The organism is Desulfamplus magnetovallimortis, from assembly GCF_900170035.1.
In the GTDB taxonomy this organism is placed as follows: domain Bacteria; phylum Desulfobacterota; class Desulfobacteria; order Desulfobacterales; family Desulfobacteraceae; genus Desulfamplus; species Desulfamplus magnetovallimortis.
The window spans coordinates 140,207-164,969 of the sequence record NZ_LT828541.1; the positions used below are offsets into that span (position 1 = coordinate 140,207).

Below are 24,763 nucleotides of genomic sequence, written 5' to 3' on the forward strand. Positions count from 1 at the left end.
TCAACACTGTCTGAATCAGGATTCCCAAGATTAACAAGATAAGGCAGGATTATCTATCCTGAGCATCCTGTTCATCCTGGATACCCTGATTCAGACAAATTCAATAATTAGTCAAAAAGAGATAAGATGTCGATTTTGAGAACTTATGCTGATAAAATGCTGACTGAAAAACCCTTTAAAAAAATATCCCATCTTTTTAACCCACCCAGGGTTCATGGCATTATTATACGTAAACGCCTTGACAACCTTCTTGATTCGTCAAGGACAAAACCTCTGGTTCTTGTTCAGGGACAGGCTGCACAGGGGAAATCAACACTTGTGGCCTCCTACCTTAACCGCTGTTTCCCTGACAATGCTGTATGGCTTCATCTTGGAAAAAGAGAGTCTGACCATACAAATATGTTCGAGCTTTTGCTCCATGCCATTTGCAGCCGAGACTCTTTAATGAATATAAATTCTGTAAAAGAGGAGATAAGCCCTTCCCTTGCAACCCTTGGAGCAGGGGATGAAATATCTCGGGAAACAGAAATTATCACCTCCCTTTTGATACCACGTGAAATTCCTTTTGCCATTGTGCTTGATAACCTTGAATCCCTTGATGACAAGGCATCATCCCACTTACTGATACAGAACATCGTGCAGGAACTGCTTCATCGTGAAACGTCTGTCCAGTTAATCATCATTTCAAGACTGATTCCATCCATGGGAATCTCAATGTTAAAGGTAGAGCATAGATCCCTTCTGCTTAAAAATGATGATCTTGCCTTTACACTTGAAGAGACCGCCGACTTTTTCATAAATCGGCCAATTCACAAAATCGGCAATAAAAAATCTGACCTTTTCAAATGGCTGGAAAACCAGACAAAAGACAACGGAACCATTGAAAAAAAAGAGCTGGAAAATCAAACAATTGCCAATGAAACCATTGAAAAAATTTACAAAATCACAAATGGCTGGGCAGGCGGGCTTGCACTGATAGCAGAGTCAATGGAAAGGGGTGTTGATATCTCCCGCCTGCCACATAACCTCACAGCCGAAGCCCTGCAATATTTCTCCCACGAAATATACGATCTGTTACCACACCACATCAAGCATTTCCTTATCAGAGTATCTCTTTTTGACGAAATTGATACCGAAATAGTTGAAACCCTTTGTGACACACCAAAGGCCGGAGAAATACTTGATTATCTTGAAAAACGAAACCTTTTCATACAGCGCCTTACAGGAAAAAATAACAGAATTTACTACCGTTTCAACACACTTTTCAGAAATTTTCTATACAAGGCACTGACAGACAATCTTTCTCCGGATCAGTTAAGGCAATTCAGGATTCGTGCAGCACGTTTTTTTGAAAACAGAGGAGAGACAGAGCGCTCTGTACCTTACTATCTTGATGGAGGAGAGCTTGCAATGGCTTCCGACATGATCAAGAAATGTGCAACGGATCTTTTGCTCAAAGGTGCTCTGCCCAATCTAAGAAGATGGTTAGAAGCCCTTCCTGATTCAATGGTACAAAATGACCCCTGGCTTCTTTTTTACCTGACAATGACAAGAAGGATCCGGGGAGGAAAAAGAAATGTTGACGATTTTACCAGAGCCCTGGAAATCTTTAGGCAAAAGGGTGATACAAGAGGGTGCATGCTCTGCACAGCCTACCTTATTGAAGCCTGCGTATTTGTCAGAAAATCGTCTGAAAAAATTCTGGTATGGATACAGAACGGCGAAAAACTTCTGGCACAAAACAGAGGAAACCCACTTTTCAGTTGGGCTCAGGCCCTTCTCTGGCAGCATATCGCCTTTGGTTATATTGCAGGAGAAGTTGATATACAAAAGGGGCTTTCATCCTGTCGAAATGCCCGACTTCTTGCCAAAAAAATCAATAACAGTGAAATTGAGCTGAATGCTTCAATAATAATGGCGTTTGGATATGTCAGAAGCGGTAATTTTCCTGGGGCAGCAAAACTTCTCAAAGCTTTGAAAAACATGACAGATGAAGGAAGGCACCCTGAATACAGGGCATTAAACCAGCTTGTCAGGATTGACCTTGAACTGAAAAAAGGCAACTTTAAAACAGCCGATTACTACCTTGCAGAATCAGAGGCAGATGTTGAAAAATTTGGCCTTCTGTTTCTATATCCAGGCTTTATTGAGCTTAAAGCCATGCACAGCATTTACACCGGCAAATTTGAAAATGCAAAGCGTTTTGCAGAACATCTTTCCGATTTTTCAATTTTGTCAGGAAATACCTTCTATCTTGCCCAAAGTTGTCACATCAAGGCCATGGTCAATTACCATGCTGCATTATCCACTCAGGAGTTACCTTCAGGATTTGAAACAGCCAGAAAAGAATCTGAAAAAGCCTTGCAGCTCTTTTATGAAAAAAAAGGAGAAGATGCCCATATGTACAAAGCTCGCCAGCTTTATGGAATGATTCTCTTCAAAAGCAAAAAGTTTGTTGAAGCGCACAGGGAATTTCAGGAGACCCTCGGCTATTTTGCAAAGGCATCTTCTGATATCTCATGGTGCGAAACACTATCCATGACAGGGCTTTTATGCTGGGAAGAGTCAATGCCTGGCAAGGCACAGGAGTATATACTTACTGCCATAAAAAAATTTGTAACAGCAGGATATCAACGATTCTCTCTTATGGCCACTTCTGATTTTCTTGATTTTCTCATCCTTGGATTATGCTTTGATACATCAGATGAGCTTTTTTCGCCCGTTTTATCCTTAATAACAGACAAACTCCCAGGGCATGCATCTGAAAGAATTATATATATACTGTCACACCCCCTTGTTCAGAAACAGCCGCAATGGCAAAACCGACTAAAACAGATATACCGCTATACCCTTCCAAAAATTACCATAAATACTCTGGGTCAATTTTCGATAATGATAAACAGTCAACCTGTCAACGATGATACCTGGGAAGGAAATAAACCAAAACTTCTGTTGAAATCAATCATATGTCATAGCAGCCATCATGTACCAAAGGAAAAACTCATTGAGGATATCTGGCCTGATGCCACTTCAAAAGCTGGAGAAAAAAACTTCAAGATAAACCTCCATAGAATACGGAAGGTGCTGGAACCGGATGTGGACAAAGCAGCAGGCTACAGTTACATTACCCTTGAATCAGGCAGAGTCTCCCTTGATCCCATGCTTGTGACAACAGATATTGAAATATTTGACCAACTACTGGATCAGGGATATTCACACCTTGCAAGGGGTGATGAGCTACTTGCAATATCATTTTTTGAACAGGCAGTACAACTATACAAAGGTGATTTTCTGGCAGAAGAACCATATGAATCATGGATTTATTCCAAAAGGGATCATCTGACAGGCAGGTTCCTTGACCTTTTAATGACAATGGCCAGAATCCATGAAGAGCGGGATGAGCCTCTTAAGGCAATAAAATATCTTAAAAAAGCAATAGAGAACAATCCGGGATACGAGGAAGCATATCAAAACCTGATGATCGTCTATGCTGACTCTGGTATGCTGAAACCTGCAAAAGAGCTATATGAACAGTGCAGACAGACCCTTTACGAAGAGCTTGGGGTGGAACCGGATGCCGAGACGAAAAATATCTATAACAAAATTCTTTCCCTGCACCCCTTATGAACCTGGAGGTTCTGTCAGCTTGGTACGCCCCCAATTCTTCAATTCTTGGCCTGCTCCCAAATCTCTTGGCCTGAGCACAATCCCACAAGTCTATTCCACCATTCTACGCCGCTTCCTGTTAATACAGATATTACTGAAAGCCGATAAACAGCGAGCTGATTTTTGCCACATCCCCCCAAAATTTCTTTGGCATCTTCCTAAAGCAGTGCCAAACCACGCATAATTTCGGCAAATTCCGGATTCTTGCCAGCAAACTGCCTCAATGCCTGAAGCTGCCTTCTCAAAAGGGAACCATCTGAGTGATCAAGATCAAGATCATCATGCACTTCTCGCTCCAAAAGGTTTAGCTGATCACTTAATGGCTTTACCATTGTTCGACGATCCCAGGCAATATAAGCAAAAAGAGCAACAATCAAAGTCACAATAGAACCAAAAAAAACAAGCATCGTGTTATAGGAATCATCCAATCTACTGTTAAGAGCTTCATTGCTTAATTTCATCTCGGATCTAAGAGCTTCATTGCTTGATTTCATCTCGGATCTAAGAGCTTCATTGATTGATTTCATCTCGGATCTGAGAGCTTCATTGCTTGATTTCATCTCATCTCTCAAATCGGACATCCTTGATGAAAGGGCTTCATTGCTGGATTTCATCTCATCTCTCAAATCGGATATCCTTGATGAAAGGGCTTCATTACTGGATTTCATCTCCGATCTAAGGGCATCCTGCCCTGCTTCTAATCTTGCAAGCTTTTCGGTAATCTCACGATCAGAAATTCGAGGTGCAGTTTCCACCGCAAAAGTTAACAACGGTAACAAAAAATGTAAAAATACAAGTATCATAAAATATAACAATTTAAAATTTATCATCGGTATTCCTCACATTAACAGTCTCATAATATCAAAAAAATCAACTCTCATATTTCTTATCAATATAAACATCTGCAAAACAAAAGACAATAAAAAAGGGAACAAGTATTATGTACCTGTCCCCATTTTTTCCTTTGATATTTCTTATGATATCCGGTGTTAATCCAAACATAAACGCTGAAATCAAAGTTTTTACGAGTCCATCCGGATTCTATCCCTGAAATCCTGATCAACCAGTGACCTTTCATCCCGTATAAACGTACATGGCGGATTACCGCCACAATCGAAGGGATGAAAGTCGTTTTTAAAACAGGCTGTTACCGAGACTTTCATATAAAATCTTCAAGATCATCCTTGCCACAGGCTCAACCTGGGCGGCAATTGCAGGGGTAAGCTCTGTGCTGAGAGTACTTATATCCTGGGGCTCCACACCAAGTATAACAGTCTCCGGCACATTTCCCATAAGCCTGCAAAGGCTCAATGCCTCCAGAAGGTCAACCTGATGTATGGAGTTTTTACCAAGAATCCTATTGGGAATATCATCACCTTCAAGGCGATGCAGATCACCTGGTTTTCCCCTGTTTATTATGGTATCAACCACAATAAGCCTGCGGGCACTTGAAATTACCCCAAGAAGATTTATCCCAAGAACCCCTCCATCCACAACTTCAATATTATCAGGCAAATCATACTCATTCTGAAGTTTTTCAACTACCCTGATACCAAATCCATCATCAGAATAGAGAATATTGCCAACACCAAGAACCATGACATCACTTTTCATTGATCTCAACCTGTAATTCATTCGTCTGTTCTAAATATTTACCGTAAAAATGACTATCATTTTTATATTTGGGGGTGATTGATACATAATCAATCGTGCTCGTTTACTCAAAAACGACACCTATGTGCTTTTGAACCTTGTCAATACTGTCAGACTCAGGATGCCCAGGATCACAAGGATTTACAGGATAAAAATCCTGAGCATCCTGTAAATCCTGGTTATCCTGGTTCAGACAAATGCAATAACGTACATGGCGGATTACCGCCACAATCGAAGGGATGAAAGTTATTTTCAAAACAGGCTGTTACTGAGACTTTCATATAAAACGCCAAAAAGTTGTCGATTTTGATTATTTAAACCACCTGCACCTTGTAAGTCTCATTGCTTTCAGGATCAACAACATGCACAGCACAGGCAATACATGGATCATATGAATGCACTGTTCTTAATATTTCCAGGGGTTTTGATGCGTCAGCAACAGGTGTTCCGATAAGTGATCTCTCCACAGGTCCCTTATTTCCCTTTGCATCAGCAGGACCGAAATTCCATGTGGAAGGGACAACATACTGATAATTCTTGATCTTGCTATCTTCAATCTCTATCCAGTGCCCCAAAGCGCCCCTTGGTACATCGTTAAGACCAAAGCCTTTTCCTGTTTTTGGCATCTCCCATGCCTGATAGGTCTTTTTATCACCACTTGCAATATTGCTCTTAAGTGTTTCAAGCCAGTCGCCCATGGCATTGCCTATCACCTGTGTCTCAATTGCCCTTGCAGCGGTCCTTCCAAGTGTTGAAAAAAGTGCCTCTTTTCCAATAGATAGTTTTTTCAAAACACCATTTACAGCAGCCTGAACATCAGCATTACCATGGGCATATGCCACAAGCACCCTTGCAAGTGGGCCAACCTCTGCTGCAAGACCATCATATCGTGGAGCTTTAAGCCAGCTATAGCTTTTATCTGTATCGTAAACAGGTTCCCCCTGAATGGGGCGTGTCTCTCCAGCAAAAGGATGTCGAGCTTTGCCTTTTTCATACCATGCACGGGTGACATCTTCTGTGATCATATCGGGGTTGATATTTTCAACCTCCAGCCCCTTGCGAATGAAACCAGCAGGCATAAGTTTTTCATTTTCGGCAGTGTCATTGGCAAAATCCCCATAGGCAAGAAAAGCATCGTTGTTGCCACCAATTGCACCCCAATCCTTGTAAAATGAAGCAATTGCCAAAAGATCCGGAATATAGATCTTATCAATAAAATCTGTTGTCTCTTTCCATATCTCTCCAAATTCATGAATGCGATCCGCACTTAAATCTTTGACAGATGTGACACCCCCAACAACCAAAAACTGGGGATGCGGATTCTTGCCACCAAATACAGCGTGCATTCTTGCCGCTTTTGCCTGGAGCTTGAGAGCTTCAATATAATGTGAAGCAGCCATTAGATTGGCCTCGGGTGGAAGGAGATAAGCTGAATGTCCCCAGTATCCATTGTTAAAAGGACCAAGCTGACCGCTTGAGACAAAGGTTTTAAGTTTATCCTGAATCTCCCTGAAATATTCGCTTTTTTGGGGCATCCCGCTTACGTTTTCCGAAAGCTTTGCAGTTTTCACAGGATCTGCATCTAGGGCACTTACAATATCCACCCAGTCAAGTGCATGGAGATGATAGAAATGAACCAGATGATCATGCTGAAACTGTGCCCCGTGGATCAGGTTTCTAATGAGACGTGCATTATCAGGGATTGTGATATTGCAGGCATCCTCAACCGCTCTGACTGATGAAAGTGCATGAACATAGGTACAGACCCCGCAGGATCTCTGTACAAAATGATGAGCATCCCGTGGATCCCTTCCCGTAAGCATCATCTCAATGCCACGGAACATCTGTCCCGAGCACCAGGCATCCTTTACCTTTCCGTTTTCAATCTCAACCTCTATTCTCAAGTGTCCTTCGATCCTTGTAATAGGATCAATGATAATTCTTTTACCCATAATAATATCCCCTGATTAATAATAGCAATTTTGATGAGCCTGTAAAACATTCCACCCTGAGCTATACTAATTAATTATTATGTAATTATTAGTAATTGACAGGCTATTGTTATGGAAATTTCGAGGCCACGAATATTGATAGTTTTAACTTTTCACACGAGCATCAATCATGCCTCTTCGTAAAAAGGTGTCATTGTATCCCAAAAACCAGGCTCGCTGCACCCTATGCATGGGTGGCCAGCCTGTATGGGAAAACTTGTGCCATCATTAAATTTTGCAGTGGGACAGTTATTATAGGTTTCAGGGCCTCTGCAACCCATTTTGTAAAGGCAATATCCCAGTTCAGCCTCCTTTGAACCGAACTCTTCTACATACTCGTCATTTTCAAAATGCTTTAATCTTGGACAACGGTCATGAACTGTTTCTGCATATGCAAAAAGAGGTCGTCCCAGCTCATCAAGTTCTATCTTCTCCTTATTTAGATATTTCACTATTGTTGCAAGCAAGTTCAAAGGATTAGGCGGACATCCAGGAAGGTTTATGGTTGCAACACCAATGGCATCTTTTACGCCTTTATATCCGCCAGGATTGGGAGCGGCTGCCGGAAGACCTCCGTAAGCTGCACATGTACCAAGGGCTATTGTTGCAGCAGCATTGGGAATGATGGATTTTGCAATTTCAAGAAAGCTTCTGTCAGCAACCTTACCGTAACCACCATTATATTTTGTGGCAATGGAGCCTTCAACCACGCATACAAATTTCCCTTTGTATTTTTCCACTGCATCGTGAAGTGACTTTTCTGCCTGATGCCCTGACGCAGCCATTATGGTTTCATGATATTCCACAGATATGGTTTCAAGAATTATAGCTCCTACATCAGGGGTTCGCAAAAAAGCTTCCGAACACCCTGTACACTCTCCAAAATGGAGCCATATAACAGGTGGACGAGGTGATGCAGCAGCCTTCTCAACTGCCTTCACCACCTGCCCTGTACAGGATAATGTCAATCCCATTGATGCAGTCAATGCTGTACAATATTTAAGAAAATCCCGCCTGGAGACACCTTTTGCTTCAAGACGATCATAAAACTCCTGGTTTCTGTCTTTTTCTTCCATAGCACCTCCTTGATGCTGTTTTAAAGTTATCTAAAAATCCAAATTTTACTGCATATTCAGCAGTTATTGCATTTGTCTGAATCAGGATAACCAAGATGGGCAGGATGTTCAGGATAAATAATCCTGCCTTATCATGTTAATCATGGATATCCTGATTCAGACAGTATTAACAAGGCTCAAAAGAGAACAGGTGTCGTCTTTTAAAAATTATCTAAAAAGCAATATTATATCTATTTTGTTTTTAATAATACTATTGAATAAACCCTTGAAATATCTCCCTTAAATCCTTCTGGGTAATTTTTTCCATAAGAATATCATCGTAATCAGCCTCTTCATCCAAATCTGGAATATCTGTTTTTATTGAAAAAGCCTTATTCCCGCCACCATCCACATGGGCAACCTCCATTGGGTCTGTTACTGAAGAATTGGCTCTACAGGATAATCCCTGATGCTCATAAAGGTTCAGATTTGGCAAAAAATTATCTATTTTGAGATTGCGATTTTTATCAAGCCATGTATCACAACTATCATGACTTCCGGTATAAAGGACGTAAACTGCTTTACGCTCTTTAACGCAGATCATTCGGTATCCTTTTCCAAGGTCATATTTAAGGCATTTTTTAATCCTGGCATCACCGTTACGGCTCAACTTTCCTGCATGAACAGGTTTTGTTCCCGTTGCAAGAGAATGGATTATCTGTTCAGCTTTTTTTGCAGCAAAAGCAGGAGTGTTTTCCTGATCCTGCAAGCGCTGAAACTCCTTTTCAACCTTGGTGTGAATATATACATGTTCAATCACTGTATGGACTCCCTTTCAGGTTGAATGTCCGGAAAGTCAGATCAATTTATTTCCGGACAATATGGTTTTATTGTTTATGAACAGCAGGAGCCTTTTGTGCCGCATGAAGAGCATCCTGATGACAGTTGAAGGCTTGATTTCAAGTGAAACCCCATGCCGGAGTAGTCAATCTCAACCGGCTTTGCCTCATCAAGAAGTTTGCTATCCATAAGATACTCTATCCCCTCAACTTCATGAACTGAATCGTTACCACTTTTATCATCCAGTGCCATGGCAAGCTGGGGGCCGCCGCATCCGTTATTTAAAAAAATTCTTATCGGTTTGATCTCTTTGCCTTCAAAATATGCTTTAATCTGCTCCCTGGCAGATTCAGTAACTGTGATCATTTTATCTCCTTTATCGTGAAAGTATGGAGGGCAGTTGGGTCACCCATAAAGTATTAATCCAGCCCATATTCAGCAAGATCAGGCCCAAGATATGTTCTCTCGTTTTCACCAAGAATCCCAAGTGATAAACATATAAGTGTCCAAAGGTGAACAGTGTGGTACCCCCCACGAAAATGGTGGGAGAGATCCTCAATTTGAGCATGACAATTATGACATGGAGTTACCACATAATCTGCACCTGTGGCTTTTATCTGATTGAACTTTATGACACCATATTCACGTCGCTCATCATTATAACCGGACTGTAAGGCTCCTCCTCCGCCACCGCAGCAAAAATTGTTTGACTTGTTGGGAGTCATATCCACAAAATTTTCCTCCCCCACAACCTGTTTCACAACAAAACGCAGATCATCGGCCATACTGTCCCCACGGGATTTACGAATGAGATTGCAGGGATCCTGTACCGTAAATTTAATATTTCCGGTATTCCAGTCGGAATTGACAGGAAGCTTGCCCTCCCGTATCCACTGTGCATAGAGCTCCACAATGCTTTTGAGTTCAAATTTATGGGGGATATTGAAACGCTGCAAGCCTGACCACAACGCAAAAAAGGAGTGTCCGCATTCGGTGTTGACAAGGACTTTGCATCCAAGTCTGTCTATGTGTTCTGCCTGCTCACGGATGATATGCTCCCAGGAAGAATCATCGGCAAGGAACATGCAGTAATTCTCTCCTGCCCACATGGTGGAGTAGTATGTCCAGTCCGCTCCTGCCTTATGCAGGATTTTCCACAGGGGCAGAAGTTCATCAGGCTCTGTTACAGGCTCACGGGAATTCTGGTTCAGGGCAAAAAAAGCCCCTTCCCTGTCAATATCTGCCTTAAGCTCTTCAAATCCAGGCTGGGTCTCCCGGCACTCCTCGGCCAGATCTTCAACGGTGAATTTAAAATCATCCAAAGGAACGCCCATGGCACCTCCTCTGGATTTAAGATGGTGGTCGCAGGAACCAAGAATTCCCTTGGGTCTCTCTTCCCTTGGCCACTTTGATCTAATGTAATAGATCAATTGAGGGATATTCAACTGCATCGGGCAAATGTCATAACATCTTTTACACATGGTGCATGACCATACCCATGGATGACGTTCAAGCTCGGCATCCATACCGAGCACTGCCATCCTGACAAATTTTCTGGGATCCATATCCATGATCCCTGTGGCAGGGCAGCCGCTGGAACAGGCGGCACAAGTCAGGCAGGCGGTAAGGTTACCGTCCTCTATTAATGCATTTACCTGATCTTTAATTCCATTTACTTTCCTGAATTCATTCAGTTTCAATACGTCGAGCATCCAAAAACCTCCAACAACTGGACAGGCTTATGCCATGACTCAACAGCGGGTAAATCATGGCAAATATAAATGCAGCTGCCGGACACGGGCAGCTCTCGGACAAGGCTGTCAGTGTTGGTAAATTATTGAATTCATTGAAAGCTCCACAGAGATTAAAGTAAATATTAGGTGAACCACTTATTAAAACAGAATATGATGTGTTTTCAGTGTAAACAGGCATGATTGATTACGTATCAATCACCCCCAAATATAAAAATGATAGTCATTTTCACGGTAACCTGTCATGACAGCAGAGACAAGACATGCCTTGTCTCTACTGCCGCCCCCGAATATGAAAATTTGTATTCATTTTATTACAGTTGTATAACTTTATCAGCCAACTGCATAGCTGTAACAATATCAAGCATATTAGTGGTCTCTCCCACCTTTTTAGCATCCATAAGATTAAAATGGGTAAGGCAGGTACCACAGACCAGAATCTTAAGACCATCGGCTTCATAACTTTTCAAATCATCAAGCACTTCTGAGCCTTCAATGGCAAGTTTCACACCATTGTTTACAAAGACAAGACGCCACAGCTCGTCTCCCATCTCCTTGATGGTTTTCAAAAAACTGATCATAAGTTTTTTCCCAAGCTCATCATCTCCAAAACCCATTCTGTCAGTTGCAGCAAGCACCATGATCTTCTGTTTATGACTTTCAGCGGCTCCGGAAGTTGCATCAGAAGCTGCACCTGCTTTCTGATTTCTTGATTCACTTTGTGTTTCAGAGTTTGTACTCTCATTTACAGGGGAATCATCTGAAAACTCAACCGTTATTCTGAAATCGCCGCCTTCCCGAATAACATCAACACCCAATGACCTTGAGCCAAAAAATCTTGAAACATTTTCCATGGAAGCTTCATTATCAACCAAAACAGTAATGGCTTCTCTGGTTCCCTTATCTACTGCTTTTTTTTGCCATCAAAACAGGAGCTGGACAGGCCAACCCCCTTGCATCAATTATCTGTGACATATATCCTTTTCCTGTTCAGGTAATCCCTTTTCAATGCTGTGAACTTAGAAATTAATTTTTAATAACTTGCCCATTCACCTCGCCCCCAGCCACATTTTACAGACTTGGGAGGGGGAGTTTGGATAAGTTAATTAAACCCAATTACTTAGCGCCCTTTGGACGGACTTTGTCATAATTATTATTTTCGGGCATGTTTCATTTCCGGTAGTGTCATAAAAGTGTTGATATCTTTTTGTGAAAGCCCTGCTGAATCAAGTTTTGTGAAGAGCTCATCAACATATTTGGGACACCACCTCATTTCCCGCTATACACTTTCAAGAGTGAAACGTCCATTTTGCGGATGTTTTTCCAGGATAATCTCTACTTTTGCAGGCAGATGAAGGATCCCTTTTTTCATCTTCTTTTGCATTCCATATTGACAATTCTCAAATAAGCACTAAATTAAACTAAAAGTTAGAAGCACCAAACAATGTTAATATCTTTAGATGTTCTATGTCAATCATATTTAAAATCAATCAATCCTAATATATGGAGGTTATCATGAAAGCAAACCAATGTGTACGTCAAAAACTGTCAAAAAGTATGCTCTCTTTACTTATTTTTCTGGGAGCTGTTGGCTTGATCATAACTGGTTTTACTCTACTACCCATAGTAGGATTTATACTTGCCATTCCCGTGACAGCACTGTCTTATTATGTTTACAAGCTTCATCTTAATGAGCAGTGTGAAATTGAACCTATATAGCGAGCTGGCACAAACTGAAGTACCGGGGGCATAACCTTGCCCCCGCTTTTAAAAATCTCATTAAACTACTCCCATTTCAATTGCCCCCTTTATTCATTGCTCCCCTGCAAGAAGAGCTGCTCCAAGAGCACCCACCATCTGGGGATTTTCCGGCACCAGTATTTCACATCCAAGCTTTTCGGATATCAACTTTATCATACATGGATTATTGGCAACACCGCCTGTAAAAACAATATTTTCGCCATGATTATCGGTTTTGCCCTCTTGACCTCTTTTTTCCTGAGTAGCTCTTTCGTTATGAGTGTCTCTTTCTTTCTGAGCGCATCTTTCTTTCTGAGCGCATCTTTCTTTCTGATCGTCGCTTGCTTTCTGAGTAGATATTGCTTCCTTTAAATCTCTGAGATTCTTAACAGGCATACGCACACGGTTTAACATTGCCACTGCCCGTTTCATGACACTTACATGCAATCCCAGAGCAATTTCCCTTGGTACTGCGCCTTTTGCAATAAGGGATGTTACCTCGGACTCGGCAAATACTGTACACATGCTGTTGATGGTCAATGCATTTTTAGCTTCCAGGGCTTCTCTGCCAAATGATTCAACAGTAAATCCAAGGGTTTTTGCCATGATCTCTAAAAATTTTCCGGTACCAGCGGCACATCGATCGTTCATTTCAAACTTTTTGACCCTGCCTTTTCCATTTATAGCAATGGCTTTGCTGTCCTGTCCTCCGATATCTAAGATGGTGGAGACATCAGGAAAAAAGGCCTGTGCTCCACGAGCGTGAGCCTTTATCTCCGTTACAGTCATTATCTTAGCATCATTATCTAAATTATCATGTGCTATTTCAAACAAAGTCCGGCCGTATCCTGTTGCCAGGATACGTTCATATTCAATACCGTCCAAAAGTTTTATGCTCTCGGAAATAGGGTCAAAGGTAGTATCAGACTGACGACTCTCAATAATATCACCAGACTGATTGATCACCACAACTTCAATGGTTCGGGAGCCGATATCAATGCCGGCATAATTCATGATGCTTAAACTCCATCGTGATTATTCAAATATTCTAAACTTTTCCCCAGATAACCGGAACTTACTTCAACTGCTCAATAAAGGCTTCCACCCTTGTTTTAAGCTGACCGACATCTTCCATTCCATAATCAGTTTCAATGCGAAGTGTTGGGATATCCTTCTCTTCAAGTGCTTTTTCAACAGGAATGGACTCCATTAGATATGGCTGACAGAACTGCAATCCATAATGAATGACTCCATCTGCCTGATACTCCTCAACCATCTCGGTGATATGATTCAAGCGATCTTGATTGGGTGTAAAGATAGCGCAGTCAACCTTATAATAACGGTCTGTAATGGCTTCCATCATCTGCTCAACACTCTCCCCTGAGTCATCAGTAAGATTTCGGCATCCACGCTCACCTACGCATGACTCTTCGCCCACAATAACTCCGCCGGATGTCTCCACAATCCAGGGGAATTTCCAGTTGGGTACTGCCATGGGGCATCCGGAAACTATAATCCGTGGCGTTTTTTCAGGAAGTGCGCCTTTTTTCTCTGCAATGCGGGTCTCCAGCTCATCACAAATTTTGTTAACCGATTCTGTAAATCTTGCAGGATTATCATAAAAAGAGACCTGATTTGCCAACAGAGCATCAAGACCGGAAATTGGTGCAGGATCGGCCTTCCTAAGCTTTGCAAGACGATGGAGGGCACTTCGCTTGGCATTGACTGTCTGAATTGCAGACTTAAGGGATTCAGAAATGATTTTAACACCTGTAAGAGCTTCCACAGCATCTTTAAAACGCTCATACTCTGCTCTCAAAAGTGCTCTTCCCTGGGTGGATTTCATCTGGGGCAGATCCATAACATAGAGATTTTCCATAAGTTCACCAAGGGACTCGTATGCCTTTTTCTTTCCATCACAGGTATTTTCTCCTACAACCATATCCGAAGCCTCAAGATAGGGACACACCTTGCCAAGTTTGAAGCCCATGGCTGACTTGATAAGAGCACAGGTGTTCCGTGGCAGATATTTTTCCACCTCTTCCATAGCAAAATCAGCACCGGAACAAAGGCCTATCAAAGTTGCATTTGCTGCCAATGCTATCTCTTCAGGAACAAATACACAGTAAGATCCGATAATTTTTCGTCCCTGTGCCTTTTCATCAATGAGTTCCTTAATACGCAAACCATGGACTTCGCTCATGACAAAGTTGAAATAATCCATCCCTTCCGGTCGATTTTTCTGGGCAAGATAGATATCTGTATAAGCATTACCCAAAACACCAAGCAGGGCATCATGGGCATCAATATCAAGCCCCAAATCCTTCCACATCTTCACATAATCATTGCTCATTTTCTCTTCCTTGTTCCATACTTTCACAGTTATTTAACGGCAAGTCTTATTTTTCAAGATCACTGAAATACGTTTAAAGAAGAAAAATAGATTATTCTCTGGTAAAGATGCAAATTGATTATACAAGTAGTTTATTAAACAGTGATAGAGGATTCAAATAATAAACATTCAAAGTCAACTCCAAAAGCTTTTGCCCCTTGTCATCATCTAATTGAAAAACTATTATTGAACCATTCGTTTAACATTTCGTCATTTACATCTCATTTTAAAATTCGACATGGAACCATGAACAACAAAAAAATATCCAACATAACTGTAGTGCTCCACCAACCAGGATACCCTGAAAACATAGGCTCTGCTGCCAGAGCAATGTGCAACATGGGCATTGGGAAACTCATTGTGGTTGAACCCAGAAATTATAACCATGAAGCGGCTGCAAAACTGGCAACACATTCAGCAAAGCAGATTCTGGAACAGATGGAGATATATGAGAGCCTGAAAGATGCCCTGGCACCATTTCATTATATTGTGGGCACAACAGCCCGTCTGGGTGGACAGCGGGTGGTGGAATCCCCACGGGAAGTGGCAGAAAGAGTTGCACATCTCTCTTTAAATAACAGTATTGCAATGCTGTTTGGACGGGAAGACAGAGGCCTTTCAAACGAAGAACTCAAGCTTTGCCATACTCTTGTGAATATCCCCACTTCAGGATTTTCATCCCTTAATCTTGCCCAGGCTGTCATGGTTGTCTGCTATGAACTGTTCATTGCAAAATCAACCATTTCCGTCAATGAAGAGCCTCTACACCCTTTACTACAGGCAGAGAATTCTAAACATACAGGTAATTCTACACAGGAGGGCAAAGAGCAAAAAAGGCATTCCCCACGCCTTGCCCAACGCAGAGAACTTGATATTATGTATGACGAACTCGAAAATGTGCTGTCAGAAATATCTTACATTAACCCTGAAAACCCCGATTTCTGGATGAATCACCTGAGAAATTTTCTGGGGCGAATATCTCTTCAGGCAAAAGAGGTGAGTATTATCAGAGGAATTATCAGACAGGTTTTAAAGTATGGAGAACAAAAGTCATGAAACAATCAACAGCTTAACTACTTTACCGTAAAAATGACTATCATTTTTATATTTGGGGTGATATTTTTACATTTAGGGGGGTGATTGATACGTAATTAATCATGCCCGTTTAATAGAGATATGAAACAACCCATTCTGCAATTTCTTAATTTGCAATACCGAAAAACTCACATTTATTGAAATCCAAGGGTTGCAAGTTAAAATACCTGTCTTACCATTGGTGATATTCAACAGTGATTTCTGAGCTGATGAAAAGGCCGGAAATACTTTGACAACTGTGAATAGAACTTTAACTAAATTGTCCTGGGCCTAAAGGAGTTTGCATGAAGACACTTTCTCGAAGTGACCTGGTCGATTTGTCTCTTGAGATCACCTGGGAAAAAAATGGTATTCATCATTCAGATCGGTATTTTGCTGATCAACTCAACTGCTGGCGGGATGTTTTTCCGGGCAGCCCTTTTGAAAAGCTGTTTGATCACGACATTGAACATCCTGTAACGTTTCAGGCAAACCCAGGAGACCTTGTTCCGGATCACAGTAATGACAAAATTCTCCGACTGCCTTTATCCAGAGTTAATTCTGATAGGCTAAAACACAGTATTGACGTGGGGCGATTCTATCCTCAAGGCATAATTTCAGGGCTCACGGGTGTATTCAGGGACACTATAACCCCTTTTCGTTGTATTGGGCTTAGTCAAAGCATTATTACAGCTGATCTGAATCATCCCATGGCTGGAATCCCCTTCCAGTTGACAATGGAGGTTAACAAGCATTCCTCAAAAGCAAATGAGCGCGGGGGAAGCTGCATGGACTGGATTGATATTGCCCTGTCAGGCCCTGGAATGCAGGCCAGGAGTAACGCTAAGGCAACGGATTTTTTTTCTCAACACGCTTTTCATCGAAAAGACCCGAGACCGGACGCTGATTTTTATAAAAAAGACAGATTTGTCCACCATATTGATGACCAGGCCAGGGAGAACCTGGCTGCCATCTATCAATCGCTTGTACGTCCCGGTGACTCCATTCTGGATCTCATGGCTGGCTGGGAGTCCCATATCCCTGAAACCCTTGAACCTCTTTCCCTGCATGGCATAGGTCTGAACGCCAACGAACTGGCCAATAATCCGGCCCTGACATCGTACACTGTCCAAGATCTGAACATCAATCCAGAACTGGCCTTTAAAGACAATATATTTGATCATGCGATCTGCTCGTTATCTGTTGAATACCTGACAGATCCCATACGTATATTCCAGGAGATAGCGCGCGTTTTAAAGCCCGGTGGCGCCTTTATCGTATCGTTTTCAAATCGCTGGTTCCCCGAAAAATCCATAAGGATCTGGGAGGATCTTCATGACTTTGAACGCATGGGCTTGGTAACGGAGTACTTTCTTCTGTCTGACAGGTATGAATCCATTTCAACCCTGTCATTGCGGGGATATCCTAGGCCCTATGATGATGACTATTTTCCTAAACTCCGATTATCAGATCCGATTTATACGGTGATCGGGCACACCAGGCATTATCTTCAAAGGTATTACAGGTGACATCCTTGAATCTGCTTATCCGATTACCCTTAAAGTGCAGTACAATCTATCTTCTCACTATCTATTGTTTATTTACACTGTTTTTCATTTCACCTCTGTACTGCGCAAACATCACATTAAATAGCTCCATGGGATACAATTCAAATCCTGCATCAGAGCCTGAAAGCAAAGGTGCCCTCTTTGCAGATACAGGTATATGCCTTGAAGAGTCATTTCCCTTTTATGACACTGTGAAACTGAACCTGGCCTCTTCCTTTAACTATCAAGTTCTGGAAGCTCTTCCGGACAATCATCAAATCGTTGCAGACCTCTCCATATCCCCACTTAAGCAGGGAAACAGATACACGCCTTATATATTTTCAACCATTGGATTTTACCGAGATTCACTGGTTACGTCTGACAGGCGCAACTCATTCTCATTTGGTGCTGGAGTTGAAACAATATTATCCAGCAGATACACTTTTATTTTTGAATCATCATGGAAGCATATAAAATATCTTGAAGATTCCCCTCCAACGTTTTTGCCACCGGAACAGAAAAATAAATATCAAAATGGCCAGAAATCTGAATCAGATCCTTTTTCACAACCTGTACAGATAGACGATGAAGTAACCAGCACCAATACAATGTCAAATCAGTTCCAGCAAATATATGATGCCAGAAATGACAATGCATTCACTGTCAACATGATGCTGAATCTATTCATCAGCCCTTCTGTTACCCTCTCCACCGGCCTTGCATTTGAACACCTTGCCTCTTCACTGGATATGGAATCCTATACCCAGATAACACCTGCACTCCAGTGCTACTGGACAATTAATGACAAATGGCAGATCAATTTAGGAGGCTGGTTCGAGATGAGACGTTTTTATAATATAAATGAAATGCCACCGGAAAATGAATATCAGATGATACAGGGAGGCGCCAATTTCCAGGATTTTACCATAAGGGAGGATAACAATACTTTCAGTGTTAATATGAGGCTCTACTATTTTCCCGACGCACCCTTTCATATTATTACAGACTACTCCCTTTTAAATGGCCAATATCCTGTAGATGAAGAGTCCTACAGGGAAAGGATAATACAATGCGGTATCTCCTGGTCATTCTGATATTTTTTACATTAAATATTTTATATCTTGTAGATCAAGTACGGAGTGAGCAGGAAAACAGACTGTTTCTTGTAAAAATTATTTCTATAAACAAAAAAAACAACACCATGCTCCTTGAGCAGTTAAGATCAATTAACAGAAACGAAGAAAATAACGATAAAGAAGATAACGATAAAGAAGATAATAGCGGTAAAAAGGAGAATAAGGCTAAAGAGGGTGAGAAATTTTCTGACAATATTGATCAACTGCCTCTTTTGATTTACTCATGTGATAATATTCCCGGGAACCTTGAAGGGGGAGAAATTATCAGAATCTGGGGATATATTGATAATGATTACTATCAATCAGCAAAAGATAATAATGGTGATGCCGCTACTTTACAGCTCCATGATATTTCCGGTGCATTTTATGCAAATACAAAAAATATTGATCTTTTGCACGGTAAAATTACAGGTGCTTCCTACGGGAATACACCGGACCCCACAGGTGTACGCAGAAGGTTGCAGGGCAGGCCAGGCAGTTCATCAATGTTTCGAGGAGGCGGCATGCGTGGAAAACCGTAAAGCAGGTGATTATGGTAAAACCAGCCCGCAAGGCGCTAACTTCATTGGTGGTGTCCCAAATATGTTGATGAGCTCTTCACAAACCTTGATTCAGCAGAGCTTTCACAAAAAGATATCAACACTTTTATGACACTACCAAGTCCTTTTGGATGAAATGAAGGATGCCCTGCTTTTACGGTGAAAATGACTATCATTTTTATAGTTGGGGGTGATTGATACACAATCATGCCCGTTTACCGTGGAAATGGATACAATTTGCAATATTCGGGGATGGCTGGATGGCAGCCATGCCCGTTTAATGGGTCTCGATCTGGTTGCTGACTCATCCATATTTTATGCAACGCAAATCACAACAAACAAGGTACACCAATGACAACAGAAACAACCTATAAACTCAATCTACGACACCTTAGGACTGAGGACTACGATGCTGTCCGTGAGATCAGTGCCAAGGTTTACAAAGGGTTTTCAGAACCATATACAAAAAAGGAAATTGACTCTCTTATCAGCCGTTTCAGTGAGGGGCAAATATGTATTGAAGATAATGGAAAACCCGTGGCCGTTGCCCTGGCAATCATCATTGATTTCAGCCTGTTCGGTAACCATCACACCTATGATCAGATTACAGCAAAAGGAACCTTCAAATCCCATGACCCTGAAGGGGATTATCTATACGGGATTGAAGTTTTTGTGGATCCGGATTACCGCGGCATGCGCCTTGGACGACGCCTTTATGATGCACGAAAGGATTTGGCAGTCAACCTCAATCTCAAAGGAATCTTGCTTGGGGGCAGGATTCCGGGTTACAGGGAGCATGCCGGCACTATTTCTGCCCAGGAATATATTTTAAAGGTACAAAATAGGGAGATTGTGGACAATGTTCTCACCTTTCAGATGTCCAACGATTTTCATGTGCTCAATCTTCTTGATAACTACTGGCTTGAGGATAGGAACTCAAAGGGAAATGCAGTCCTGCTGGAGTGGCTCAATATATATTATGAAAAAAAGACAAGGCTCATAGGCGGTACAAAATCCATTGCCAGATTAGGGGTGGTGCAGTGGCAGATGCGCCGATTTATCTCATTTGATGACTTCATGCAGCAGGTGGAATTTTTTGTGGATACAGTCTCGGATTATCAGTCGGATATTGTCCTGTTTCCAGAACTTTTCAATGCACCGCTGATCCATACCTATGAAGGGCAAAATCCATCTGATGCCATGCGCATGCTTGCTGAACATACCGAAAATATTCGGATTGCCATGGTGGAGATGGCTCTATCCTACAATATCAATATTGTGACCGGCAGCGTCCCGGCCATAACCGAAGACGGAAGACTTACCAATGTGGCCTATCTCTGCCGCCGTGACGGTACATGGGATAGCCAGGAGAAACTGCACATCACACCGGATGAAGAGACTCACTGGGGATTCAGCGGAGGTGATAAACTAAAGGTTTTTGATACGGATGTAGGTAAAGTCGGGGTGTTGATCTGTTATGATGTGGAGTTTCCGGAACTTGCAAGACTACAGACCCAAAAAGGGATGAAAATCCTTCTGGTGCCCTTCTGGACAGATACTCGTAATGGTTATCTCAGGGTGCGACGGTGTGCCCAGGCACGGGCAATTGAAAATGAGTGCTTTGTGGCCATATCAGGCAGTGTTGGAAATATCCCCAAAGTTGAAACCATGGGCATCCAGTATTCACAGGCTGCAATCTTTACGCCGTCGGATTTTTCATTTCCCCATGATGCCATTGCCGCCGAGGCAACTCCCGGGGTTGAGACCACCCTTATTACGGATCTGGATCTGGATCTGATTAAAGAGCTTCGGGCCAAGGGGAGTGTACGGAATATGGAAAGCCGACGCACGGATCTTTATGATCTTTTGTGGTTGCAACCATAGTAACCCACAATATTCGCCTGAACCCGCCAGGAGAACACAGCAAGCATCTGTTTGGCCAGGAATATAATATCTCAAAATCGACATCTTATTGATTTTTTCCATCTCTTGAATTTGTCTGAATCAGGATAACCAGGATGGATAGGGAACAGGGTCTAAATAACTTGCCCATTAACCTCACCCCCCAGCCCCCTCTCCATGAATGGAGAGGGGGAGTTCGGGTAAGTTAATTAAACCCTATTACTAGGATGTTCAGGATAGATAATCATGGCTTAACTACTCAAAATCGACACCTTATTGCTTTTTGAGCAGTTATTGAATTTGTCTGAATCAGGATAACCAGGATGAAAAGGATGCTCAGGATAAATAATCCTGCCTTATCTTGTTAATCTTGGACATCCTGATTCAGACAATGTTGACAAGGCTCAAAAGATCATAGGTGTCGGCTTTGAGTAACTACTTTATCAGGCCATGATGGGGTATCAGCCATGTACGTAATAATCAATTATATTTTTGAAAACGAGGCCGTTATGATAAAAAAATTTATCCTTTCAACTTGTACCACAATGTGCCTGTTTGTCTTCACAGAGATATACCTCTTAAACCAGGCAAATGCCCAGCTATCAGCGCATTCCTCCGTATCAGAGGCTCAGAAAAAGGATCTCTTCAGCAATAACGAAACCATAAGCCTCTCTGAAATTATCAGCTATACTCTGGAAAACAACCCTGCCATACAGATCAGTCGGGAGAGATGGCAACAAACCGAAGATCAGTATCCTGTAGCCATCTCCCTTCCTGACCCACAATTCATAGTCACCTGGTTTCCAAGACCAATTGAAACCCGCATGGGGCCCCAGGATTGGAACGCCTCCATTTCCCAGATGATACCTTTTCCAGGAAAACTTGCAACGTCGGGCAAACTTGTTGAAACTGATGTTGCTGTTGCAAAACTCAAAACAGATGCCACAGCACAGAATATTGCTTTTAAAGTAGCGGCCTCGTTCCATGAACTTTTATATATCCGACAAGCCATTGCCATTGCTGAAAAAAATCTTGAACTCCTTCAAGAATTACGCCTTCTTGCAGAAACAGGCTATGCCGAGGATAAATCTCTATTCATTGATGTAATAAAAACCCAGTCAAAGCTGGGGCAGATCAGTTATGATCTGCTGCTTCTCAAAGAGTTGGAACAGACTGAAACAACAGCCATGAACGCCCTTCTGAATCGTTCTCCGGATGCCTTTATAGGCGACCTTGAGCCACCGCCTATAACGTACCTTGAATATCCCCTGGAACAACTTTATCAAATGGCAGATGAATCCCAGGAAGAGATTGCCATCTCCCGCCTTAACATCAAAAAAGCCGAAATCGGAGTGGATATGGCAGAATATGTCAAACTACCTGATTTCAAACTGGGGCTTTTTTATGCATCTATTGGTAACCCAGATGTAAGCATGCCACCTGTCGATGCAGGAGAAGATGCTGTTGGCATTCAGTTTGGCCTTACTCTGCCAATCTGGGCTGGCAAAAACAACTCAAGAATATCCCAGGCAAGATCCAGGGTAACAGAGGAAAAAGCCGATGCAAGTGACACTGCCAATTCCGTGCGCTCACAGATTCGTTCCCTCTACTTTAAGTTGAATAACTCCAGACGATTGATCTCACTCTATTCAGATACGCTGCTGCCACAGGCACAACAATCCATGACACTTGCCGGAAACTGGTTTCAGGAGGGTAAAGGTACCTTTGCAGATTTTGTGGAAATTCAGTCATCGGTTTACAACTTTCAGCTTTCCATTGCCAGGGCAAGGGCAGACTACGGCAAGACAATGGCACAAATTCAGACACTTGTGGGCAAGCCCGTGGATTACGGATATGACAGTACAAATAGAGAAACACTCTCTCAAAATAAAAAACATATAGATGCAGATAATCACCAAAATTCGGGATTAAGCCCAAAAGCAGTGAGAGAACTGCAAGAGGCAAAAGGGCTTAAAGAACGCTCTTCGTTTATAACCCTATCCCCTGATATTGAAAAAAAACTTGAGGGGATTGGAGGAAAGGGTAATGCTGCACCCCCAATCCAGATGGAGAAGTTACTTCAAAATTCTCCAGGGCTTCCTCTCCTTGAGGGTATTGTCCTTAAAAGAAATGCCGGTATCAAAGCGGCAAAGGCAAAGGTTCAGGCAGAGATGAACGCCTTTACCCAGGTTGAAAACCTGGATCAGATACTATATCGCTATTCGGCATTTACCGAAGCACTTATGAACGGGGTCGGCCCCATGGAGAGCAGCGAACCCATCAGCAAGGCTTTCCCCTTCCCCGGTGTCTCGGCATTAAAAGGGAGAGCAGCAGCACAATCTGTTAAAATTGCCCTTGCAGAGCTTGGCATGGCGGAACGGGAAGCAATAACCGCAATGAGAAAAGCATTCTGGCAGGGTATATATCTGGACAAGGCATACACCATCACCTCTGAAACACTGGAGCTTTTCAGAAAATTGCACAAGGTTGCCGACAGCCTCTATCAATCCGGAAAAACCAGTTTTCAGGATGTGATAAAAATCACGATAAAACTCAATCTCCTTGAAGATAACATAGTATCCATCCATGAAAGCCGCCTCAACATCAAATCGGAGATGCTGGCCCTAATGGATCTGCCCCGCGATCTATCCATTGGCGTGGATGATTTCCCTGTTGGAACACTTGGTTCCTCATATCCTTATGACACTCTTCCTTCTGACACGCTTCCTCCTGAGACGCTTCCTCCTGACACGCTTCCTCCTGACACGCTTCCTCCTGACACGCTTCCTCCTGACACGCTTCCTCCTGACACGCTTCCTCCAATTTCAACCATCTACGCCATGGCTTTTGAAAACCGTCATGAGCTGATAAAAATCAGGGCAATGATCACAAAAATGGAACAGATGCTTGAAATGGCTGAAACCATGATTCTTCCGGAGCCTGACCCGGGGTTCTCCCGATATGATGACAAAGCTGTTAGTAAGGTAGGCTCTGCAGCCACGAATCCTGCATTTGCCACTTCAATTTCACCTTCAAGAGGAGCAGGAAGCCCTCTAAAACCCTGGATTGGCACCACCATGCCATGGCTTGAACAGACCCGCGAGGAGATAATTTCCCTTGGCCATACCCTTGAGAATAAAGAAGCAGAAACCCGTAAGATGGTAAGAAATGCATGGTCGGATCTGGAGAAGGCCATTCGCAGTGCCCGTGTGTATGGGGATAGCATACTTGATCTCTCTTCCAGTGCACTGGGGGTCTCCACCCGTGAGTATGAAGCAGGACGCCTCACCTTCTCGGAGGTGACAGCTTCTTATTCTGAATGGCTCAACATCCGTCTTGCTCAAGCCGGAGCAATAAGAGACATTGGAATAGCAAGGGCCGAACTCCAGAGGATTACAGGCAAATCCTTCTAACCCGAGAAAGATGTAACCCATTAGCATCTCATCAAATTCTTGTTTTTTTGAACAAAGAATCAAG

The 24,763-nt window shown here is 42.4% G+C and carries 19 protein-coding genes; 9 read left to right on the top strand and 10 right to left on the bottom strand.

Features of this window, described 5'->3' with window-relative positions; all coding sequences use genetic code 11:
• Positions 1-126 precede the first annotated feature (126 nt).
• Positions 127-3,627: an AfsR/SARP family transcriptional regulator gene (locus tag MTBBW1_RS04900; protein WP_080800055.1), complete on the top strand. Its 3,501-nt coding sequence runs from the start codon at positions 127-129 to the stop codon at positions 3,625-3,627.
• A gap of 197 nt (positions 3,628-3,824) precedes the next feature.
• Here the strand turns inward: MTBBW1_RS04900 and MTBBW1_RS04905 are convergent, their stop codons facing one another.
• From MTBBW1_RS04905 to yedF, 8 genes are all read right to left on the bottom strand, one after another.
• Positions 3,825-4,496, bottom strand: a complete 672-nt coding sequence (locus tag MTBBW1_RS04905) for a hypothetical protein (RefSeq protein ID WP_080800058.1) — start codon at positions 4,494-4,496, stop codon at positions 3,825-3,827.
• Positions 4,497-4,800: 304 nt separating this feature from the next.
• On the bottom strand, positions 4,801-5,280 hold the full coding sequence (locus tag MTBBW1_RS04910) for a HyaD/HybD family hydrogenase maturation endopeptidase (protein ID WP_080800060.1): 480 nt from the start codon (positions 5,278-5,280) through the stop codon (positions 4,801-4,803).
• Between the two features lie 353 nt (positions 5,281-5,633).
• Entirely contained in the window at positions 5,634-7,271 is a 1,638-nt protein-coding gene (locus MTBBW1_RS04915) for a nickel-dependent hydrogenase large subunit (protein WP_080800063.1), read from the bottom strand.
• 167 nt (positions 7,272-7,438) lie between these two features.
• Positions 7,439-8,386 (bottom strand): hydrogenase small subunit, encoded by a 948-nt coding sequence (locus MTBBW1_RS04920; RefSeq protein WP_080800066.1) that lies wholly within the window; start codon positions 8,384-8,386, stop codon positions 7,439-7,441.
• A gap of 250 nt (positions 8,387-8,636) precedes the next feature.
• A complete protein-coding gene (locus tag MTBBW1_RS04925; RefSeq protein ID WP_080800069.1) occupies positions 8,637-9,185 on the bottom strand; it encodes a hypothetical protein in 549 nt (182 codons plus the stop codon).
• A gap of 74 nt (positions 9,186-9,259) precedes the next feature.
• Entirely contained in the window at positions 9,260-9,571 is a 312-nt protein-coding gene (locus MTBBW1_RS04930) for an IscA/HesB family protein (RefSeq protein WP_080800072.1), read from the bottom strand.
• Positions 9,572-9,624: 53 nt separating this feature from the next.
• The gene (locus tag MTBBW1_RS04935; protein WP_080800074.1) at positions 9,625-10,917 is read right to left on the bottom strand and encodes a (Fe-S)-binding protein; all 1,293 of its coding nucleotides are present in this window, start codon (positions 10,915-10,917) and stop codon (positions 9,625-9,627) included.
• Positions 10,918-11,270: 353 nt separating this feature from the next.
• Positions 11,271-11,831 carry a sulfurtransferase-like selenium metabolism protein YedF gene (gene yedF, locus MTBBW1_RS04940; RefSeq protein ID WP_281255615.1) on the bottom strand — a complete coding sequence of 187 codons (561 nt, stop codon included), beginning with the start codon at positions 11,829-11,831 and terminating at the stop codon, positions 11,271-11,273.
• A gap of 640 nt (positions 11,832-12,471) precedes the next feature.
• Between yedF and MTBBW1_RS04945 the strand changes: the two genes are divergently transcribed.
• Positions 12,472-12,675, top strand: a complete 204-nt coding sequence (locus MTBBW1_RS04945) for a hypothetical protein (RefSeq protein ID WP_080800079.1) — start codon at positions 12,472-12,474, stop codon at positions 12,673-12,675.
• 93 nt (positions 12,676-12,768) lie between these two features.
• On the opposite strand, the gene MTBBW1_RS04950 is transcribed toward MTBBW1_RS04945, so the two are convergent.
• Positions 12,769-13,710 carry an acyl-CoA dehydratase activase gene (locus MTBBW1_RS04950; protein WP_080800082.1) on the bottom strand — a complete coding sequence of 314 codons (942 nt, stop codon included), beginning with the start codon at positions 13,708-13,710 and terminating at the stop codon, positions 12,769-12,771.
• A 61-nt stretch (positions 13,711-13,771) separates the two neighbouring features.
• Positions 13,772-15,049, bottom strand: a complete 1,278-nt coding sequence (locus tag MTBBW1_RS04955; RefSeq protein WP_080800085.1) for a double-cubane-cluster-containing anaerobic reductase — start codon at positions 15,047-15,049, stop codon at positions 13,772-13,774.
• A gap of 285 nt (positions 15,050-15,334) precedes the next feature.
• On the opposite strand from MTBBW1_RS04955, the gene MTBBW1_RS04960 reads away from it, so the two are divergent.
• The 7 genes from MTBBW1_RS04960 (at position 15,335) to MTBBW1_RS04985 (ending at position 24,699) form a co-directional block, all read left to right on the top strand.
• Positions 15,335-16,144 carry an RNA methyltransferase gene (locus tag MTBBW1_RS04960; protein ID WP_080800088.1) on the top strand — a complete coding sequence of 270 codons (810 nt, stop codon included), beginning with the start codon at positions 15,335-15,337 and terminating at the stop codon, positions 16,142-16,144.
• A gap of 323 nt (positions 16,145-16,467) precedes the next feature.
• A complete protein-coding gene (locus MTBBW1_RS04965; RefSeq protein ID WP_080800091.1) occupies positions 16,468-17,691 on the top strand; it encodes a class I SAM-dependent methyltransferase in 1,224 nt (407 codons plus the stop codon).
• A gap of 5 nt (positions 17,692-17,696) precedes the next feature.
• Positions 17,697-18,803 carry a hypothetical protein gene (locus MTBBW1_RS04970; RefSeq protein WP_080800095.1) on the top strand — a complete coding sequence of 369 codons (1,107 nt, stop codon included), beginning with the start codon at positions 17,697-17,699 and terminating at the stop codon, positions 18,801-18,803.
• On the top strand, positions 18,779-19,366 hold the full coding sequence (locus MTBBW1_RS04975; protein WP_080800098.1) for a hypothetical protein: 588 nt from the start codon (positions 18,779-18,781) through the stop codon (positions 19,364-19,366). The genes MTBBW1_RS04970 and MTBBW1_RS04975 overlap by 25 nt, the downstream gene beginning before the upstream one ends.
• On the top strand, positions 19,353-19,496 hold the full coding sequence (locus tag MTBBW1_RS28140) for a hypothetical protein (protein WP_186441086.1): 144 nt from the start codon (positions 19,353-19,355) through the stop codon (positions 19,494-19,496). Before MTBBW1_RS04975 ends, MTBBW1_RS28140 begins: the two co-directional genes overlap by 14 nt.
• 239 nt (positions 19,497-19,735) lie before the next feature.
• On the top strand, positions 19,736-21,268 hold the full coding sequence (locus MTBBW1_RS04980; protein ID WP_080800101.1) for a bifunctional GNAT family N-acetyltransferase/carbon-nitrogen hydrolase family protein: 1,533 nt from the start codon (positions 19,736-19,738) through the stop codon (positions 21,266-21,268).
• A gap of 485 nt (positions 21,269-21,753) precedes the next feature.
• Positions 21,754-24,699: a TolC family protein gene (locus tag MTBBW1_RS04985; protein ID WP_080800104.1), complete on the top strand. Its 2,946-nt coding sequence runs from the start codon at positions 21,754-21,756 to the stop codon at positions 24,697-24,699.
• The last annotated feature ends 64 nt before the right edge of the window (positions 24,700-24,763 follow it).

Coding starts and splice junctions, on each gene's coding strand:
- MTBBW1_RS04900 (WP_080800055.1), top strand. CDS start 127: ATGTCGATTTTGAGAACTTATGCTGATAAAATGCTGACTGAAAAACCC.
- MTBBW1_RS04905 (WP_080800058.1), bottom strand. CDS start 4,496: ATGATAAATTTTAAATTGTTATATTTTATGATACTTGTATTTTTACAT.
- MTBBW1_RS04910 (WP_080800060.1), bottom strand. CDS start 5,280: ATGAAAAGTGATGTCATGGTTCTTGGTGTTGGCAATATTCTCTATTCT.
- MTBBW1_RS04915 (WP_080800063.1), bottom strand. CDS start 7,271: ATGGGTAAAAGAATTATCATTGATCCTATTACAAGGATCGAAGGACAC.
- MTBBW1_RS04920 (WP_080800066.1), bottom strand. CDS start 8,386: ATGGAAGAAAAAGACAGAAACCAGGAGTTTTATGATCGTCTTGAAGCA.
- MTBBW1_RS04930 (WP_080800072.1), bottom strand. CDS start 9,571: ATGATCACAGTTACTGAATCTGCCAGGGAGCAGATTAAAGCATATTTT.
- MTBBW1_RS04935 (WP_080800074.1), bottom strand. CDS start 10,917: ATGCTCGACGTATTGAAACTGAATGAATTCAGGAAAGTAAATGGAATT.
- MTBBW1_RS04945 (WP_080800079.1), top strand. CDS start 12,472: ATGAAAGCAAACCAATGTGTACGTCAAAAACTGTCAAAAAGTATGCTC.
- MTBBW1_RS04950 (WP_080800082.1), bottom strand. CDS start 13,710: ATGAATTATGCCGGCATTGATATCGGCTCCCGAACCATTGAAGTTGTG.
- MTBBW1_RS04955 (WP_080800085.1), bottom strand. CDS start 15,049: ATGAGCAATGATTATGTGAAGATGTGGAAGGATTTGGGGCTTGATATT.
- MTBBW1_RS04960 (WP_080800088.1), top strand. CDS start 15,335: ATGAACAACAAAAAAATATCCAACATAACTGTAGTGCTCCACCAACCA.
- MTBBW1_RS04965 (WP_080800091.1), top strand. CDS start 16,468: ATGAAGACACTTTCTCGAAGTGACCTGGTCGATTTGTCTCTTGAGATC.
- MTBBW1_RS04975 (WP_080800098.1), top strand. CDS start 18,779: ATGCGGTATCTCCTGGTCATTCTGATATTTTTTACATTAAATATTTTA.
- MTBBW1_RS04980 (WP_080800101.1), top strand. CDS start 19,736: ATGACAACAGAAACAACCTATAAACTCAATCTACGACACCTTAGGACT.
- MTBBW1_RS04985 (WP_080800104.1), top strand. CDS start 21,754: ATGTACGTAATAATCAATTATATTTTTGAAAACGAGGCCGTTATGATA.